Source organism: Herbaspirillum autotrophicum (assembly GCF_001189915.1).
GTDB lineage: Bacteria > Pseudomonadota > Gammaproteobacteria > Burkholderiales > Burkholderiaceae_D > Herbaspirillum > Herbaspirillum autotrophicum.
The window spans coordinates 35,577-51,303 of sequence record NZ_LFLS01000024.1 but is presented as its reverse complement, the minus strand read 5'-3'; the positions used below and the strand labels follow the sequence as shown (position 1 = coordinate 51,303).

Genomic DNA, 15,727 nt, shown 5'->3' with positions numbered 1-15,727 from the left:
TTGCTTACCATGACCGACACCACCCGTCCGCTTTCGTCCCTGCCCGCCGATAGTCCACTCGGCCAGGCCCTGACGCAGCCCCTGCTGCTGGGTCTGTTCCTGCCCATCCACAACGGTGGCTGGACCATGTCCACCCTGCCGCGCGACACCGACTGGAGCTTCGATTACAACGCAGCCCTGACGCGTCAAGCCGAACAACTGGGCTTTGACCTGGCGTTCGGCCCGGCGCATTGGCTTAGCAAGGGCGGCTTCGGTGGCGAGACCCGCTATCGCGAACAATCTCTGGATGCCTTCATTGCCACCAGCGCGCTGGCCGCCGTCACCAGCCGCATCCTGCTGATATCGACCATTCACATCCTCTACGGCCCCTGGCATCCGCTGCACCTTGCCAAGTTCGGCGCCACGCTGGACCATATCGCCAAGGGCCGTTGGGGCTTGAATATCGTGACGGGTTTCCGCAAGGACGAATGGGCCATGTTCGGCCAACAACAGATCGGCCACGACGAACGCTACCTGGTTGCCAATGAATTCATCGAGGTGCTCAACGCGCTCTGGTCCAGTCCAGACAACCTCGACTACGACGGCAAACATTGGCAGCTCAAGCAAGCCTTCGTCACCCCAAAACCACTTCACGGTCGTCCCATCCTGGTCAGTGCCACCAGTTCGGCGGCCGGCATTGCCAGCGCAGTGCGCCATTCGGATCTGATTTTCATCACCAGCCCGGTAGGTGCACGCTTCGACAAAGCCATCACGGCGTTGCCGGAACTCAACGCCCGAGTCAAGCAACAGGCCGCCGCCGTGGGCCGCGACGTGCGCACACTGATCAATCCGATGATCATCTGCCGCGACACCGAACGCGAAGCGCGCCAAGTCTACCAAGCCATCCTGGACAAGGCCGACCACGGCGCCATCGAGGGTTTCTTCCATACCCATGCTACCGGCGACAGCCAGTCTTGGCGCGGCCACGAGCGCGACGAAAGGATCGTCGGTGGCAACATCCAGTTGATCGGCACGCCCGAACAAATCGTCGACCAACTGTTGCAGCTCAAGGCCGCTGGTTGTGATGGTATTCAGCTCTGCTTCTTTGACTACGTATCGGAGCTGGCCTATTTCGGTGAGCGTGTGATCCCGCTGCTGGAACAAGCAGGCCTGCGCCATCCAGTTGCGCCACTATCATCTTCCAGCAACACCTTCACAGCCTGAAATCATGACGCAGACTACCCATACTCTGTCGCCCACGACTCTCTCCAACTGGCTGCATGACGGCCACGAAATCGCCCTGATCGACGTCGGCGAAGCCGGCCAGTTCGGCGCCGGCCATCTGCTACTGGCGATCAACCTTCCCCTGAGCCGTTTCGAGCTGGACCTGGTGCGTCGTGTGCCGCGCATGACTACCCGGCTGGTGCTGGTGTCGGTTGACGGTGCGCAGGCACAGGTCGCCGCCAATGCTGCACGGGCGCTGGGCTACACCGACGTGCACGCGCTGCAAGGTGGCACGCTGGCGTGGCAAGCAGCCGGCTACAAAACCTTCCAGGGGGTCAATGTGCCCAGCAAGGCGTTTTCTGAGTTCGTCGAGCATGTCTATCACACCGGTGATATCGAACCGGTGGAGCTGGCGCGACGCCAGGCTGCCGGCGATGATCTGGTATTGCTCGATTCGCGCACGCTGGAGGAGCATCGGCGCTTCCATGTGCCGGGCGCAATCAGTTGCCCTGGCAGCGAAATCGTCACCCGGTTTTCCGATCTGGTTCCTTCGCCAGAAACGCTGGTGGTAGTCACCTGCGCCGGCCGCACGCGCGGCATCATCGGCGCCCAGAGCCTGATCGACGCTGGCGTTCCCAACCCCGTGGTGGCGCTGTCCGGTGGCACCCAGGGCTGGCGCCTGGCCGGCTTCGACCTGCAACGCCAACCCGGCCAGGAAAGCAGCTCCGCTTCCGCCACCGCACAAGCATTGGCACGCACGCGAGCGGCCGGACTGGAACAACGCGAAGCCCTGCCGCGCATCGCCGCAGACACACTGCGCCAATGGCTGGGCACCTCGAACCGGACCACCTTCATTTTCGATATCCGGACCCGTGCCGAATTCGATGCAGGCCACCTGCCGGGCGCGACCTGGGTGCAGGGCGTGCAACTGATCCAGTGCCTCGATGAATGGGTAGCGGTACGCAACGCTCACGTGGTCCTGATCGATACCGACGGCAGCCGCGCCATTATCGTGGCCAACTGGTTGCAACGGCTGGGCGTACAAGTCGCACTGTATGCACCGCAGGCAGAAGACAGCCTGGACGCCGGAGTCGCCACACCGCCGCACTCCAGACCGTGGGAAGACATTCCGCCCCTGGACGCAGCAGCAGCCCGCGCTCTGGTCGCAACCGGTGCCATCGTGCTCGACACCGGCAGCAGCGAGCGCCATGACCGCATGCACCCGCAAGGCTCGCTCTGGGTCAACCGCTCCGCCATCGATGATCTCCTGCTCACTCGCATCATCACCGCCGGCAAGGCCATAGTGCTGGGCGACGATGACGGCGTGGCGTGCTTGCTGGCCTACGATCTGGAGCAACGCCTGGCGCCGCAACATCAGCATGTGGAAATATGCGTCCTGCCGGGCGGGCTTGATGCCTGGCAAGCCGCCGATCTGCCATTGGTAAGCGAGTCCGCACCGCTGGCGGACGCTCTGCGCATCGATTACCTGTTCTGGCTGCACGACCGACATGCCGGCAACCTGCAAGCCAGTGCCGCCTATCTGCAGTGGGAAGCCGACCTGCCCGCGCTGGTAGGCGACGCGGACGAAGCCGGGTATCGACTGCGTGCGGCATAACTCATTGACGACAGGAACAGCATGACTCATACCATCAACACGCCACCGTTTTCTGCAGAACTGCTGCAACGCATCGCCGACGGTGCTGCCCAGCGCGATGCCACGCGCGAGTTGCCTCACGCACTGATCGAAGAGATTAAAGCCACCGGTTTCGGCGCGCGCCGCCTGGCGCAGGAACACGGCGGCGGCGGCGCCACGTTGGTCGACACCTTCGATGCCGCCATCACTCTGGGTGAAGCCGACCCCAACATCGCGCACATCTGGCGCAATCACCACGTCGCCATTGAGCGCATCCTGAATGTCTCGTCAGGGCATCCACTGATTGCCGCGCTACGGGAGCGCGTGGTGGCGGGCGACCTGATCGGGGCGGCCAATACTGAACTCAACCATCCGCGTATAGGTGGAGCCGATCCGTTTTTCAGCCGCCTGATTCGCGACGGCGACGGTTACGTCCTCAACGGCAAGAAGTTTTACTCGACCGGCTCGCTGTTTTCGGATTGGATCTACATCCCCGCCTCTATGGAAGATGATACCCGCATCATCGTTGTCGCTCCCAAGAGCCGCCCCGGCCTGGACACCGTGGACGACTGGTACGGTATGGGGCAGCGTCTGACGGGCAGCGGCACTACGGTGCTCGACAATGTCAAAGTGGCCTCCCATGAAGTCTTGCTGCCCACTGACATTCCAGCCAAGCAGGCCGTATTTGGCTCCACTATCGCTCAACTTTTTCTCACCGCAGTGATCGCTGGTGTGGTCGCTGCAGTCGCCCGCGATGGCGCCGAGCTGCTAGGTAAACGCAAGCGCAATTACTACTACGCCCCGACACAGGTGGGCGCGCAAGACCCCTTGTTGCTAGCCGCCTTGGGCGAGCGCGAAGCCGACGCATTCGCCTCACGCGCTATCGTTCAGGCCGCCGCCCGCGTGGCGGACGAGACCTACGCCGCATTGCAGCGCCAAGACCCTGACGTGAACACCTATCTGCAGGCCGCCGCAGCGGCAGCGGCCAAAGCCAAACTCACCGTGGACCGTATCGCTCACCACGCCGCCACTGCGTTGTTCGACATCGCCGGCGCCTCTGCTACGCTGTCAAACCTCAACCTGGACCGCCACTGGCGCAACATCCGCACCATCTCAACTCATAATCACGCCAGCCACAAAGCCTATGCGTTGGGCAACCTGAGTATCAATGGCGTGCCGCTACCGACACAAGGTTTCTTCTAACGGCAGTGAGTTGAAAAACGCGGGATAGGATTTTGGCGGGACTGGTCGTGGATAGCGGACGTCCGCAATCCGCCAGAAGTGGACGTGTATAAATTTGGAGCCGTTTCGCGTGCTACCGCATAGTGGCCATTCAAGTACGGATAACTCGTTCTTTTATTGCCATTACTCAGGTACCGCAAACATCATGGCTTTTTATTCGATTGAGAAACCAGAGATCCGGCGAGGCTACGCGTAGTTTCATCAGTTGAGTTTCGCAATGCATCCGATGCTTTCGTTTCCATTCGTTTGCTGGTCGTCTTATTGGTTCTTGTCTGCGCCAACGCACTTCCCGCCAGGCTCCTCTGTTTTGCCGTGGCTGAATTGTTGCGCAAAGTCTTGCCTGCAAGACGCGCTGCTTTCTTGCCAGTCTGATTCGTGTTTTTCATATCCATATCCTCGAAAAAATACGACAAATAAATTCTCTTCACAGATTGATATTGCCAAAAACATAATATTTCAATTTGGAAATTATTTCCAGTTTTTGCAAAAACCATCTGCGCGATTATCGATTTGTCGCACGGATCAATGGCAAACCAAACAGTCTGGCCATCAGGGTGACCGATCGGCGTTGTATGTCTGGGTGCACCATTTGTTCCGAGGCGAACCAATGATTAGCGACACTGACAACGACATCTGGTTTATCCGACATCGAAATCGCCAGCGGCCACAGCAACAGATCTTCATAACAAAACGAGAACGCAACCTTCTTCCCATGTACCTCGGATGTCCCCCACTGCCATAGATCAGCCACAGCTCCCTCTTCCGACCACGGACGCCAGAGACCCAGAGGAATCGGTTGCCGACTGAATATCTGCCCCTTTTGCGCGCCAAGAAGCAGCAAAGCGTCTCGAAATTTCTTATTTTCTATTAACACGTCAACGCCCAGCAAGATGCTCGCCCCACGTCGCCGCGCATATTCATCAAGGTCGCGCCACCAGTATTGCCCGGCAGCAGTCCACAATCCGGCGACCTCTTCAGGAAACACAATCACTTTGTCGCCGGCATCAATCCGCACCCTTGCAGCAGCAATCAATTGCTGATGTCGTTGATACCGGCCAGCCAAGTCAGCAGGAAATCCACCATGTTCCGTATTGACCGCTACCCAGTCCTCCGGCGGAGGGGGTTGAACATAGCGTGCATTGAGAATGATTGATGCGAGAAGCAATACGGTTACCACCTTCAGATGGATTACACTGCAATTCCTGACATACAGAATCAGCAACGCCATCAGCAGAAATGTCGCCGCCAGCCCCACACAGCCACAACCTGGATACAGTTCACCTGCCACCAGCAGGGGCGACAGCCAATGTACCGATCCGGGAGGAGGTAACAGCATCAGCCCACAGATCAAGCCGAACCGCACCAGAACTGCTCGCGGACTGCGTTCCCTCCCGATCCAGAGACAAGACCAACACAGCGCCAGTAGCGCCGCGTGCAGGAGCCAGATCAACAGTCCCACAATCATGCCGACATCGGGAAAGAACGCGACGACGACAACCGGGACATCGTGTGCCCCGGCCAGATAGTAGCCAAACATGCCGAACCACACCGATGAGCGATCTGCCATCGCGGCCCATAGCATCGGCAGCAACAATAACAAAGTAACGGCCGATCCAAGCGACCATACGATCATGGCCAGCGTTGTCCCGGCCATGAAGCAACATGCATATGCGCGCATCACGACTCGCTGTCAGTACTTACAACGGCACGGCATTGAGGTGGCCGCACACCCTGTCGTAGCCCGAGCGAGGCTGTCCCAAATCCTGATGACTTGGGACAGCCCGCTCTCGCGGGCTGCAGTGAAAGAACGTCAGATTCGTTAACACCAAAACCGCCGAACCCGCATCCTCAAGAACAATCAAACCGGGCCGCTGTCCACACGCAGAGATGAATTGCTGATTCAGAAGTCACGTTCCAATGCTGGAACAGGCCCACTGCGAATCACTCTGTGCGTGACGGAACCGAAACCTTGATCAATGGGCCATGTCCACAGCATCAGCATCAGCATCAGCATCAGCATCAGCATCAGCATCAGCATCAGCATCAGCATCAGCATCAGCATCAGCGTCAGCGTCGGCTGGCGCAGTGCCGCCAAAGATCTTTTCACCACCAGCGATGGCCCAGTGCAGTTTAAGCAGGCGGCCTTTTAGCACCGCCCCGGTCTGCCCGGCCCTCTCACCCTTGGTATACTCGAAGGTATCGATGTAGCAATCGCCGATCCGGAAACCGACCAGGATCGGTCCCATTGGCTGGGCCGGATCATTCACGACGTCGGCCAGCGTATTGATCGCCTCAATCGCTTCGAGTCCGCACACACGCACGTCGAATTTGACGTACTGAATGCCGTTCTTTACATCCTTGTTGCCATGCATGGCATTGATCGTACAAGCCAGAAACGCGTCTTTCGAACGTTTCGGCGTGACGGTTCGGATACGCGACAAATAACCAATCCCCTGAGTAAGCAGATTGATGAAATTGCCGGGTTGCTGAGTCTGAGTGTCGGACATGATGTTTCTCCTTCTGACAAGAATCAAAAAAGGGGATACACCATGCCCTGCCGGGGATGGAATATCCCCGTTGGGCGCAAATGCAAAATACTCCGATCCACTGATGTGGAGTCGTCCCATGTGACATGGCGGAGCCTAACGACAAAAGGCAATCGCTTACGGCGATCAAACGAACAGCGCGGCTGTCAGTCAACAACGTGTCAAATTTAAATCCAATAAAATCCACTGTCAATACAATCTGCCGCAGAAATTATGCAGCCGGCATATGCCAACTAAGACATACATGGTCGCAGGCTACGATTCCACACGCTTGGCGCGAAACCGGATTTCCTCGATCCGGTTCAGCCGTAGCTCACAGGTATCGGCATCAATATGCAGTGCAACGCGCGGCATGTCTGTTTCCTTGTCCTCCCACTTCTGGAGGGTCTGCTCACCGGCAATACGAACGCGTGCGCCCTTGCGCAACAACTTCATGATTTCCGTACCCAGACGTTCGTTCCATATGGTGACGTTGTACGGGTCGCACTTGGCATCATCCTGGATCATCTTGGACTCGTCGTCGGGATCTCGTTTGTACACATCAGAATACACGCGCAGCTCGGTAATCAACCGATCTTCTCCCTTGACCGACACGGGACGTTGCTCCGGATTTTGCAATAAATTTCCAATCACTTCGACATAAGCAGGCATTTCAGTCTCCTCGTAAAAACAGACATCCGGCTGGAACAGAATTCATCTGCGACACCAGCCCTGCCGCAGTATCCACAAATACAGTCCGATCCCGACTTATCTGCGCTGCACTTTGTTCAATTCCCGCGACGCAGGCGTGCTATCGCTGACCATCTCACCGAGTTGCAACAGATGACTTCTGAACCATCGACAGCGGGTCCGCGTCACGAGTTCAATCACATTCAACTCCAACATCCGTACGTTGAACTGCACGTACCAATCGCGCTCGCCGATCGCCATACGGTCGAGTTGCGGTGCCAGATGCTCCCAGTTGGTGTGGCCATTGCGCGCACCACCCAGGCGCCAGCGCAGCTTCCATACACGATAGGCGGTGGTGGTAACCGGTTTATGCAACTCCAGATAAAAAGGCCGATTTCGGATCTGCCGGCTTTGCGCAGATAGCAATGCCATTTCCTCATGGATTTGAAACAGAAATGCTTCTGCCACTGACAGCGCTTGCCGAAACTCACCCTTACCTTTAAAGGCTTTAGCGTCACTGAAACAGTGACATGCATCGTTCTTCATCATCCCTCCTTCAGATCAAATCATTCGCTGGTTCAGATTCGCCCCCTGCCGCCACGTCCACCGACTGATACTCACTTGTACCTGACGGGATGCGACGTAACGAATGTCGTGGCTTCCGGTCGCCATTAAAAACATCGCTGGGACAAGCCTGAAACAATGTCCCCGCACGCTGTGCCCGCTGCATCCCATGCACATCCGCCGCCGGAGAAAAATCCGCACGGCACAGTCCGCGCAAATCCTCTTGACCCAGATTCTTCTGGAGATACAGTACCTGCTCGAAGATTGACCGGATGTGGTGCTTCAGCGTGAACAACCGCTTGTGGCATTCAGCGCTGCTGAGCAAATCCCGGCGCTGCGCGCTCTTCAGGCATCTGACGCAGTAATCAAAATCCACCATCAACGCCGCAATGCCGTAACCGTAAGGACTGCGAAATCCCAGCCGGGCACGCACTGGCGCAGCAGACCTCACAATCGAATACGACAAACCCCGCTGCTTCAGACCCTCCATCGCAGCAACAATGCCAGCAGCTTCTTGCGCCAGTTGCTGGCGCACTGCCTCGACCCGCTCCACCGTTTGCACCAGCGCCCAGTCAACGTACGGATTGTCCTGCGCCGTCCAATGCCATAGCTGGCGCAATGCAGCGGCAACCCGCTTGCCGCCGGCCATGCCCCGCTCCGTAGTGGCGGGATCAGCATCGCGTCCCAGAAATAAGCGCATCGCGTCATGCGTATGAATCACCATTTCATCCTCTCCATCCTCTTCCAATCTGCCGATCTCTTCCATACGGGATGCCTCGACCACCGACACCTCTCGATTGGCCCGCTGGCGCAACGCATGCTCCGCCTGCCACTGCCGCAGCACCTGGCTGCGCTCTTCGAACAGTACAAACCTGGCATACAACGGATCATTCGGATCCAGTTCTGCGGCATCAATCAAATGTCGGAGCGCCTCTGCCTCCGCATCAATATCGTAGCCATCCGCAAACGGCGAATCACGGTGCCGGTGAAATGCCGTCAGTAACGTCGTCCCTGCCATATGCCTGCTCCGTCCAAACTGGTGGATCTCCGCCGCATTGAACACACCTGCTCCAAACTCGCAGCCGCGTCCACCACAGCCATTTCTTTGCTGACCACCGGGTGGTCACACAAGTACCCTTTCAATGCGACATCTGCGTCGATCACGACTGACCACCCGGTGGTCACTTCACATTGATCGACACCACCACTTTTTCCGATACCGCTGTTGGTTGTGGTGGTTGTAGTAAACAACTTGTAGTAAACAGCTTTTGTTTACATGTCCATTTTCGGCAGAAACCCACGGATGTTTTCGGCACAAGCCATGTACGTTTCCAACACGCGCCATGGATATTTCCATCATCCGCCCTTGGTCACCCACTGCTGGTTGCCGATTTTGTACATGGGTCCCGGTAAGAATGACCACCGGGTGGTCACTCAAGAACATCGCCTTTGACAGCCGTCGATCCCCACTCACACATGATCGAACTTGAGTCATGAGCGCTTCACCCCCTGCAACATGGCACGCGCCTGCCCGACTGCCTGCCGCGACAGCGCTTTACCTTGTTCCGTCCTGCCAATTTCCTGCTTCAGCATCTGCGCCTGAACCTGCGACGCCGCACGGCTTCTGGCAACTGCGTACGCCCCCTCCAGCCGCAACGCATGATTGGCAGCGATATCGCGCTGCACCAGTACCCGGATATAGCCCACCGGATTGGCAATGACACGTCGTTTGCGCTGGTAGGCGAATTCGTCGATCAGCAACTGCCGGCGGTGTTCGGCGGCATCGAGAACCCAGCGCCGGAAATCCTGCAATTCCTGTCCTGACAATCCAGCCGGAATATCCAACTCTGCACCGGCGTCATTGGCGTATTGAGGTGCACCGACACCACCATCAGCACTGCCGCGCCCCTGCTCCACACCAGGTTTGCTTGAGGGGGCCGGTGCGGTACCGCTGAAAGCGCGCAGCCCCAAGGCCGGATGCGGCACAGCTCCCGAGGCCGCCATGGCACTCTCCAAGGCGACCGTCAACGCTGCGACGTCGATGCGCTGATACAAGCGTCTGGTACGCCGGATACCATCCGTGACCAACGCCTCTTCAATCAGACGCCGCGCCAACAGACTCTTTCTGGCCGACTCCAGCTGACGCCGGTTCATCCCGAGTTCCCGGTGGTAAAACTCTGCGGTGACACTGAACCAGTCTTTGTTGCTCGCTGCCATCGCCTTGCGCTGCAAATAGACCATGTGCGACAACAGCAACGCGGCCGTCGCGCTCCCGGCGATTCCGACCAGTGACCGGTGGTAACAGACATGTTTGCCAAGTAATTGACGGACCATGGCAGAGTCCAACTGAATGTCGTCCAGCCGCAATGCACTCATCGCAGTGACTTGCTCACCAACCAGCTTGGCCAGGGCAACACCGATCACATCCAGCCGGAGCCGAAAGAACGTATTCCCCCGTCCATGCCCGCTCACCCCGTCCGGACGCCGCACCTCCAAAAACTTCAACGCCACCAGCAACTCACGCGCAGTCGCCTGTTCATGACGCGTCAAGCCGGTTTCACGTGTCCACTGATCGACACGTTTGTAAAACCAGCCATGATTGGCTTTGACCTCCACCCCGCGCCGGGTCCAATAAAGCATCTGCGACAGCAGTATTGCTGCCTTGGCCGATTTCACGATATGCGCCAGATTGCTACTGTAGCTGACCGGCGATTCGCGCTGCAGCAACAGCCAGAGACGACTGAACATGGCCGCGCTGACCATGATCAGTCCTCACCATCACACGGTAGCAAAACAGCGTCACGGCGATACCTCATGCCAACCGCCCCAGCGGCACAACCAGCGCTTCCTGATGTTGCTGCGCGACCGCCTGCAACGCGCTCGCCAACACATCAAAATTCACCCGGCACTCGGTCATCTTGCCCGCATGACGTTGCGCCAGAATTCCCTGTTGTCGCAAGCAACTGCGGGCTTTGCGTTGCTCGCCCGCAGTCAACCCGGTTTCATCCTCGATGGTGCAAGTGGCCGATTCATCCACAGCAAACCAGCCATTGGAAGACGGCGCCAATTCATCCGATAACGCCACCACATAACTCAACATCAAGGCTGCCGGTATCGAGCCGGTCAGCTGCCGATAAATTCTGTGAAACGCTATCGGCCGGTCCAACAGATCCAGTAACAGATGGACGTTGGAACAAATACTCTCCACCAGCGGATGCGCTTGTTGTTGATACATGCATTTCCCTCCTGACGATTCGCCGCCACACGGCGGCATTCAAATCCACAGATGCAATCCGTCGGCAGCAGCCAGCCCGACTGTATTGCTCACTTTGATTTTTGGATGACCGGCCGAGCCTCCCACGCCTCATCATTGATTGCGCTGTACAGCGAACTGATCGGCCACTGCGGAAACGCCTTGTGCAGCAATATGTAGCGCCGGCGTTCATCCGGCACCTGGCGACATAACCGGGACCACTCCTCAAACACATGAATGACCGTCTTGTCGTCCACGACCGGTGTTCGACCAATGCGTCGCCGGCAATTGCGGTGCGCATAAATGGCATCGATAGCCCGCCTGCTGCGCAGGTGAAAATACTTGCGCAGCATGGCCGAGGTGGCTTGATGTTTGACGTAGTACTCAAGACAGGCGCTGTCCTCCAGGCGACATGCGAGATCGGCATCGGCCTGCTGAAAATCAAACTGGATCGACAACTGCATCGCCGCCAGCAGACACTGGATTTCCCCAATTGCTGATTCACGCAGTCGGGCAATCGTGTCGCGACTCAAGCCCGCGTCCTGCAGTTGCCGCATATCGCCCCTTGCCAGCCACTCCAGTACCTGCAGTGCAGCGAGACATCTGAAACGTTCATCCCTGATCTTCATCCTGATCTCTCCGTTTCCCGTCCATGTCGCGCAACGCCGCGAGCAATGCCAACAACGCCTGCCCGGCCGGATTGGCGGCATCAAGCACCCAGTCCAACAATGCACCGAACGTCTCCGGGTACTGCGGCTCACCAATCACACAGCGAATCTGCTGCTCCCAGATTTCATCACTGGCCAGCGCACATGCCAGCGGCGAATCTGCCTGCAATTTCTGGTATGTGCCCTCGGTCTGCACCCCACTGAGATGGGTCAGGTACCACCACGCCATATAGCGGTATGCATTGCACCCTGCCGTCGCAGATTCGATATCGAGCGGTACGCCGGCGGTCATGGGGCGTGGCAATTCCACATAGAATCCGAGTGGCATTCCATCATCAAAACGCAGGTATTCCTGCAGATCGGTCACCTGCGCAAAGGCAAGGATCGCCGCCCTTACCTCTGTCTGAGGCGATGCGGTACCGGACATGATTACGGACGAGGACGCCTGCCGACGCTGCGTATGATCTCCCGGCGTCAGATCTGTGGCGTACAGCATGTCGGATGCCGCTGTGCCGCCTCCGGACATCCGCGGCGAGTGCAGCTGTGGCTGAACCTGGATGACAGGATCTGGTGCGGGTCTCAAGCTTTCGCAACCGGCATCGTTACTACCGTCAGCCAATCTCCGGCCATTTGACTCCGCAACATGCGTTACCAGAGGCGGCAACAGCTGTGCTCTGGATGCGGCGGGATTTTTTTCGAGTACGGCCAGCATGTGGCTGATCTCGGCAGGCTCATGCCGGATTTCATGTGCGATGGCGCCTTCCCATGCGGAACAAAGATTCAGGGGTTCAAACTCATTACGCTCCTCATACCACTCCCGGCACCTTCTAAGGACCGGATTGACGACGCGCTCGTCGAGCACTTCTTCGGTGAGATCAAACTTCGCGGCCAGTCGTGCAATGTCGAAGTACGCAGGCATCAGGTCTCCGCGCACGGTCTTGCCTGACAACGTGACGGCGGCAGGTCCCAATTCGCACAACTTGTCTGATGCAAAACTGAACACGCGGACCATTTCACGCCCGACCTGGATACCTTTCTCTCCCAACAGGCCGACCAACTGGCGCCCCGATACCTGTTGTCCCAATTCAGATTGAATTTCCCGTTTGAGTTCAGCTATGGCGTTGGCCTTGTCCCAGAACACCAGATCCGAGCGGGTATCGTTCTCGATAAAGTGGCGCGCCAACACATCCGATTCACTGATGTAGGGGGTGAAAAGGAAGTCGTGATAGCCGTAGCGGTCATCTTTCGTTTCCTGAAACAAGGCTTTCAATGCCAGAATCCGCGTGTTTCCGCCTGCCACAGGAAAGTACATTGCATCACCGGTGCGCTTGGTGACCTTGATCAGGTTGTCGAGACCACAGGCACGAATTGATTCCTTGATCTCAAGAAAGCGTTCGTTGATCACCGTCCGAGGATTCCGCCGGTAAGTGGTCACCATATCAATGTGCAACCGAATCAGACTTTCATTGCTTGCGAGTTGTGTCACCGCTGCCACAGGTGCGCTGGTGTCTGTGGTCAGGTGACTGTGTGATACAGGGTTCGGAATATGCAGGCTGGCCCGGAACTGGTCCGTCGACAGTCTTAGCTTCTTGACATTCATGCATCAGCCTCCGACATGCGTTGGCGTTGCACCGACACGCACATCTTGCGCATGCCTGCCCTTCAACTCCGGGAACAATTCCCAGACAAGTTCGTGCATCACCTGCCAGCCGCTGGTGAGATTTCTGCTCTTGCGATCGAATCGGTGTACCGGCATCTGTGCGGTAGCAGCTGCCTTGTAAGCCGTAGAAGACGGAACGACGGTGTCGAGAACGCGGACACTGCCCGAAGTGCTGAATTCATTGCGAATAAGCGTAGCAATATTGCGGGCGTCGCTCGTGTGGTCTTGGCCATAGATCAGCGCCATCAAGTCGCCGGATTTGAACTCCGACGACATGTCCGCCATCCGGTTCAGACTTTCCAGCATTGCGAGGGTGCCTGAAGCGAACTCACGTGCTGTAAGAATCGATGGATTCACCGGAGAAATCATCAAATCTGCGGCCATGGCTGCAGTCTTCTGCAACTCCCCCACTGCGCCCTGTGTATCGATGATGACGACATCATAGTTGTCGCGAACAAATGCTGACCGAATCGCCCGTTTCAGTATCACAAGGCGGTCCTCGCGATCCTTCAGCCATGTTTGCAAAGCACCATCCGGTGCATCGGAAACAATAATATCGAGGTTGGGAATGGAAGTTTTACTGACGCAGTCGGCCGAAATAGAACCGCCACGGGTGATGACCGCAGTAAGGCCGAACGCCGCACGATAAAAAAGAGGGTAATACTTGGAGAGGGAGGGTTGGACGTCACCATCGAGCAACAAGGTGCGCATTCCGAACTCGGCACATATACCGCCGAGATTGGCAGCTTCGGTCGTTTTACCGACGCCACCCTTGGTGCTTACTATGGCAAATGTAGTAGTCACATAAACTCCCTTTTGTTCAAAAGGAGTTGTGCCACTTTCCGCGCTGCGAGGGACTCTTGAGTAGAAAAGGCCCACCAAACGGTGGGCCTTTCAAATACTTGGTGCTGGCTGCAGGACTTGAACCCGCCACCCCCTGATTACAAGTCAGGTGCTCTACCAGATGAGCTAAGCCAGCAAAACTGAGACCGAAATTATAACCTATTTAATTCTGGTTAGTACAGGTCTTCCGCCTTTTTTTGGTGGATCTGGTTGATCATCCGTTGGCGGCTCTTCTGTTTGTTCGGTTTTTTCCACAGATACCGGTACCGAAGTCAGCGTCGGCGCGGTGGTTTCCGGCTCAACAACATCGGCAGCATCTTCAACGGCGTATTCGGCCGGCGCTTCGAATGCCATGCCCTGCCCGTTTTCGCGCGCGTAAATGGCGATGACATTTTCAACCGGCACGGAAATATCGCGCGACACGCCACCGAAGCGGGCGCTGAAACGGATCAGTTCGTTGTCCATCTTCAAACCGCTGGTCGCTTCGAAACTGATGTTGAGTACGATCTCGCCATTCTTCACGAACTGCATCGGCACCCGCGTGCTGGCATCGACCACTACCGCAATGTGCGGGGTATAGCCATTGTCCGTGCACCATTCATAAATGGCGCGCAAAAGATAAGGTTTGGTTGAGACTTCAGGCATGAAAAACCGTTCTGATAATGACCGGATGCTTGCGCATCCGGCTGTGGTCTTGCGCTGGTGCGGGTCGGAGATTCAACACGCACGCGGCAAGACCAGGAACTGCAATTAACGACGCATGACTTTTTCGGAAGGCGTCAGCGCTTCGATGTAGGCCGGACGCGAGAAAATGCGTTCTGCATACTTCATCAGCGGCGCTGCAGTCTTCGACAATTCGATACCGTAGTGATCCAGACGCCACAGCAATGGCGCCAGTGCCACGTCGAGCATCGAGAACTCGTCGCCGAGCATGTACTTGTTCTTGAGGAACAAAGGCGCCAGCGTCGTCAGACGATCACGGATTTCGGAACGCGCCTTTTCGTGCGTCTTGTCAGCCGTCTTGCTCTTCTCGTTTTCGAGAGTATGAACGTGGATGAACAATTCCTTTTCGAAATTGAACAGCATCAGTCGTGCACGGGCACGCATCAGCGGATCAGCCGGCATCAGTTGCGGATGCGGGAAGCGTTCGTCGATATATTCATTGATGATGTTGGACTCGTACAGGACCAGATCGCGTTCTACCAGGATAGGTACTTGACCGTACGGGTTCATCACCGAAATATCTTCAGGCTTGTTGAACAGGTCGACGTCACGAATTTCGAAATCCATGCCCTTCTCGAACAGAACGAGGCGGCAACGTTGCGAAAATGGGCAGGTTGTGCCCGAGTAGAGAACCATCATTTTGTAGTGCCTTAGAAACAAAGGGGGCGAGACGCTTTACGGCTCACCCCGATACGCACGTCCGCGAACCGCGCGGACACGAAA

Annotated in this window: 16 protein-coding genes and 1 tRNA gene; 3 read left to right on the top strand and 14 right to left on the bottom strand. The window is 57.1% G+C overall.

Annotated elements, in window-relative coordinates:
* Positions 1-9 precede the first annotated feature (9 nt).
* Genes AKL27_RS18085 through AKL27_RS18075 form a run of 3 tightly spaced genes read left to right on the top strand, consistent with a single transcriptional unit; the run spans position 10 to position 4,039 of the window.
* Positions 10-1,203, top strand: coding sequence for an LLM class flavin-dependent oxidoreductase (locus AKL27_RS18085; RefSeq protein ID WP_050464254.1), 1,194 nt, complete (start codon positions 10-12; stop codon positions 1,201-1,203).
* Positions 1,204-1,207: 4 nt separating this feature from the next.
* Entirely contained in the window at positions 1,208-2,818 is a 1,611-nt protein-coding gene (locus AKL27_RS18080; RefSeq protein WP_050464253.1) for a rhodanese-like domain-containing protein, read from the top strand.
* Between the two features lie 21 nt (positions 2,819-2,839).
* Positions 2,840-4,039, top strand: coding sequence for an acyl-CoA dehydrogenase family protein (locus AKL27_RS18075; RefSeq protein WP_050464252.1), 1,200 nt, complete (start codon positions 2,840-2,842; stop codon positions 4,037-4,039).
* Positions 4,040-4,221: 182 nt separating this feature from the next.
* Here AKL27_RS18075 and AKL27_RS27255 read toward each other — a convergent pair whose 3' ends face one another.
* The 14 genes from AKL27_RS27255 to AKL27_RS18005 form a co-directional block, all read right to left on the bottom strand.
* A complete protein-coding gene (locus tag AKL27_RS27255) occupies positions 4,222-4,464 on the bottom strand; it encodes a hypothetical protein (protein WP_083439138.1) in 243 nt (80 codons plus the stop codon).
* 116 nt (positions 4,465-4,580) lie between these two features.
* Positions 4,581-5,756 carry a carbon-nitrogen hydrolase family protein gene (locus AKL27_RS18070; protein WP_157056986.1) on the bottom strand — a complete coding sequence of 392 codons (1,176 nt, stop codon included), beginning with the start codon at positions 5,754-5,756 and terminating at the stop codon, positions 4,581-4,583.
* 295 nt (positions 5,757-6,051) lie between these two features.
* Complete coding sequence (locus AKL27_RS18060) at positions 6,052-6,585, bottom strand: DUF3577 domain-containing protein (protein ID WP_050464249.1); 534 nt, start codon at positions 6,583-6,585, stop codon at positions 6,052-6,054.
* Positions 6,586-6,879: 294 nt separating this feature from the next.
* Entirely contained in the window at positions 6,880-7,275 is a 396-nt protein-coding gene (locus AKL27_RS18055; protein WP_050464248.1) for a single-stranded DNA-binding protein, read from the bottom strand.
* 96 nt (positions 7,276-7,371) lie between these two features.
* Complete coding sequence (locus AKL27_RS18050; protein ID WP_157056985.1) at positions 7,372-7,839, bottom strand: hypothetical protein; 468 nt, start codon at positions 7,837-7,839, stop codon at positions 7,372-7,374.
* Positions 7,840-7,849: 10 nt separating this feature from the next.
* Positions 7,850-8,920 carry a PFL_4669 family integrating conjugative element protein gene (locus tag AKL27_RS18045; RefSeq protein ID WP_157056984.1) on the bottom strand — a complete coding sequence of 357 codons (1,071 nt, stop codon included), beginning with the start codon at positions 8,918-8,920 and terminating at the stop codon, positions 7,850-7,852.
* A 428-nt stretch (positions 8,921-9,348) separates the two neighbouring features.
* Positions 9,349-10,620, bottom strand: coding sequence for a hypothetical protein (locus AKL27_RS18040; protein WP_050464245.1), 1,272 nt, complete (start codon positions 10,618-10,620; stop codon positions 9,349-9,351).
* Positions 10,621-10,669: 49 nt separating this feature from the next.
* Complete coding sequence (locus AKL27_RS18035) at positions 10,670-11,092, bottom strand: hypothetical protein (protein ID WP_050464244.1); 423 nt, start codon at positions 11,090-11,092, stop codon at positions 10,670-10,672.
* Between the two features lie 89 nt (positions 11,093-11,181).
* Positions 11,182-11,739, bottom strand: a complete 558-nt coding sequence (locus tag AKL27_RS18030) for an STY4526/YPO1902 family pathogenicity island replication protein (protein WP_050464243.1) — start codon at positions 11,737-11,739, stop codon at positions 11,182-11,184.
* On the bottom strand, positions 11,723-13,378 hold the full coding sequence (locus AKL27_RS18025) for a hypothetical protein (protein WP_050464242.1): 1,656 nt from the start codon (positions 13,376-13,378) through the stop codon (positions 11,723-11,725). Before AKL27_RS18025 ends, AKL27_RS18030 begins: the two co-directional genes overlap by 17 nt.
* 3 nt (positions 13,379-13,381) lie before the next feature.
* Positions 13,382-14,242 carry a ParA family protein gene (locus AKL27_RS18020; protein WP_050464241.1) on the bottom strand — a complete coding sequence of 287 codons (861 nt, stop codon included), beginning with the start codon at positions 14,240-14,242 and terminating at the stop codon, positions 13,382-13,384.
* 99 nt (positions 14,243-14,341) lie between these two features.
* Positions 14,342-14,417: transfer RNA gene (locus AKL27_RS18015), tRNA-Thr, on the bottom strand.
* A 23-nt stretch (positions 14,418-14,440) separates the two neighbouring features.
* Positions 14,441-14,926, bottom strand: coding sequence for a ClpXP protease specificity-enhancing factor (locus AKL27_RS18010; RefSeq protein ID WP_050464240.1), 486 nt, complete (start codon positions 14,924-14,926; stop codon positions 14,441-14,443).
* Between the two features lie 105 nt (positions 14,927-15,031).
* On the bottom strand, positions 15,032-15,643 hold the full coding sequence (locus tag AKL27_RS18005) for a glutathione S-transferase N-terminal domain-containing protein (protein ID WP_050464239.1): 612 nt from the start codon (positions 15,641-15,643) through the stop codon (positions 15,032-15,034).
* Between the last annotated feature and the right edge of the window lie 84 nt (positions 15,644-15,727).

Bases quoted from the DNA above. Each gene is read 5' to 3' on its own strand.
- AKL27_RS18025 (WP_050464242.1), bottom strand. From the start codon at position 13,378: ATGAATGTCAAGAAGCTAAGACTGTCGACGGACCAGTTCCGGGCCAGC.
- AKL27_RS18030 (WP_050464243.1), bottom strand. From the start codon at position 11,739: ATGAAGATCAGGGATGAACGTTTCAGATGTCTCGCTGCACTGCAGGTA.
- AKL27_RS18080 (WP_050464253.1), top strand. From the start codon at position 1,208: ATGACGCAGACTACCCATACTCTGTCGCCCACGACTCTCTCCAACTGG.
- AKL27_RS18035 (WP_050464244.1), bottom strand. From the start codon at position 11,092: ATGTATCAACAACAAGCGCATCCGCTGGTGGAGAGTATTTGTTCCAAC.
- AKL27_RS18055 (WP_050464248.1), bottom strand. From the start codon at position 7,275: ATGCCTGCTTATGTCGAAGTGATTGGAAATTTATTGCAAAATCCGGAG.
- AKL27_RS27255 (WP_083439138.1), bottom strand. From the start codon at position 4,464: ATGAAAAACACGAATCAGACTGGCAAGAAAGCAGCGCGTCTTGCAGGC.
- AKL27_RS18010 (WP_050464240.1), bottom strand. From the start codon at position 14,926: ATGCCTGAAGTCTCAACCAAACCTTATCTTTTGCGCGCCATTTATGAA.
- AKL27_RS18085 (WP_050464254.1), top strand. From the start codon at position 10: ATGACCGACACCACCCGTCCGCTTTCGTCCCTGCCCGCCGATAGTCCA.
- AKL27_RS18050 (WP_157056985.1), bottom strand. From the start codon at position 7,839: ATGAAGAACGATGCATGTCACTGTTTCAGTGACGCTAAAGCCTTTAAA.
- AKL27_RS18005 (WP_050464239.1), bottom strand. From the start codon at position 15,643: ATGATGGTTCTCTACTCGGGCACAACCTGCCCATTTTCGCAACGTTGC.
- AKL27_RS18070 (WP_157056986.1), bottom strand. From the start codon at position 5,756: ATGCGCGCATATGCATGTTGCTTCATGGCCGGGACAACGCTGGCCATG.
- AKL27_RS18060 (WP_050464249.1), bottom strand. From the start codon at position 6,585: ATGTCCGACACTCAGACTCAGCAACCCGGCAATTTCATCAATCTGCTT.
- AKL27_RS18075 (WP_050464252.1), top strand. From the start codon at position 2,840: ATGACTCATACCATCAACACGCCACCGTTTTCTGCAGAACTGCTGCAA.
- AKL27_RS18040 (WP_050464245.1), bottom strand. From the start codon at position 10,620: ATGGTCAGCGCGGCCATGTTCAGTCGTCTCTGGCTGTTGCTGCAGCGC.